The organism is Algimonas arctica (assembly GCF_014652695.1).
In the GTDB taxonomy this organism is placed as follows: domain Bacteria; phylum Pseudomonadota; class Alphaproteobacteria; order Caulobacterales; family Maricaulaceae; genus Litorimonas; species Litorimonas arctica.
Map to the genome: position 1 here is coordinate 1 of NZ_BMZH01000037.1, position 1,950 is coordinate 1,950.

General features: G+C 58.6%; 1 pseudogene. It reads left to right on the top strand.

The annotated features are described in order from the left end of the window. Window positions 1–361: 361 nt before the first annotated feature. Window positions 362–1,950, top strand: a pseudogene (locus tag IE105_RS15220) (integrin alpha); the annotation flags it as partial.

The window sequence follows — 1,950 nt, forward strand, 5'->3', positions numbered from 1 at the left end:
CGATATTCGTGGCGGGACGGGCAAGGACACGTTGGTCTTGGACGGAGCGGGTCTATTTCTGGATGCGGCGACTGCAGGCAATGCAGGTCTTGGCAGTATCGAAATCATCGACATAACAGGCTCAGGCAACAACACGCTGACGCTTGACGCTTTGGCGGTGTTCGACCTAACGGAAGAGCGCAGTAGCGGAACGACCACGATCGATGTGCTGGGCAATGCGGGCGATACGGTCAACCTTCAGGGCTGGGTTCCGGGCACTCAAGTCACGGACGGGGGTGTGACCTATAATGTCTACACCGACGGCAATGCGACTGTGCGCGTGCAAGACGGTGTTGTTGTTGCGGGGGCAGTTGTTCCTGTCATCTCATTGTCTAGCCTCGACGGCACCAATGGCTTCCGCATCGACGGGATTGATGTGGGTGACGCCTCTGGCCGTTCGGTGAGTTCAGCCGGCGATATCAATGGCGACGGCTTTGATGATCTCATCATCGGCGCATATTATGCCGACCCCAATGGTGAAAGCTATGTGGTTTTTGGCGGAGCGGCCGCGGTGGCGGGCGGCGTGCTGGATCTTTCGACACTGGACGGCAGCAATGGCTTCCGGATCGACGGCATTGATGCCGGTGACTATTCTGGCCGTTCGGTGAGTTCAGCCGGCGATGTCAATGGCGATGGCTTTGACGATCTGATTATCGGCTCCTATGCCGCTGACCCTAATGGCGATAGCTTTGCAGGCGAGAGCTATGTCGTCTTTGGCGGCGCGACTGCGGTGGCGGGCGGCGCGCTGGACCTGAGCACACTGGACGGCACGAATGGCTTCCGGATCGACGGCATTGATGTGAATGATTTCTCTGGCCGTTCGGTGAGTTCAGCCGGCGATGTCAATGGTGACGGCTTTGATGATCTGATTATAGGGGCCTATACAGCCGACGCCAATGGCGATGTTTATGCGGGTGAGAGCTATGTCGTCTTTGGCGGGGCGACTGCGGTGGCGGGCGGCGCGTTGGACCTGAGCACACTGGACGGCACGAATGGCTTCCGGATCGACGGCATTGATGCCGGTGACTTCTCTGGTTATTCTGTGAGCTCTGCTGGCGACGTGAATGGTGACGGCTTTGATGACCTCATCATCGCTGCGTCTGATGCATTCCCAGCAGGCGAGAGCTATGTGATCTTTGGCGGTGCGGCAGCGGTGGCGGGCGGCGCACTGGATCTCTCGACGCTGGACGGCACGAATGGTTTCCGGATCGACGGCGTCACCGCGACCGTCTCCGCCCGGTCCGTCAGCTCTGCGGGTGATGTCAATGGCGACGGCTTTGATGATCTTATCATAGGCTTCAAAGACGGGGACCCCAATGGCAATAGCGCGGCCGGCGAGAGCTATGTGATCTTTGGCGGTGCGGCAGCGGTGGCGGGCGGCGCACTGGATCTCTCGACGCTGGACGGCACGAATGGTTTCCGGATCGACGGAATTGACGCGAATGATTTCTCTGGAATTTCCGTCAGTTCCGCGGGTGACGTCAATGGCGACGGCTTTGATGATCTGATTATAGGGGCCTATGCAGCTGACCCCAATGGCAATAGCGCGGCCGGCGAGAGCTATGTGATTTTTGGCGGTGCGGCAGCGGTGGTGGGCGGCGCGCTAGATCTCTCGACGTTGGACGGCACGAATGGTTTCCGGATCGACGGCATTGACGCGAATGATTTCTCTGGAATCTCCGTCAGTTCCGCGGGTGACGTCAATGGCGACGGCTTTGATGATCTCATCATTGGCTCATTTAATGCCAATGAGAGCTACGTCATCTTTGGTGGGGCGACCGGAACGGAAGATACGGTCGTTGTCATGTCCGCAGGCACGGAAGCCGCCGATAATTTCACCGGTAATGCGGGCAATGATGCCTTCACGAATATCTCAACCGATGACGTCGTTCGCGGCGGTGCGGGCGATGA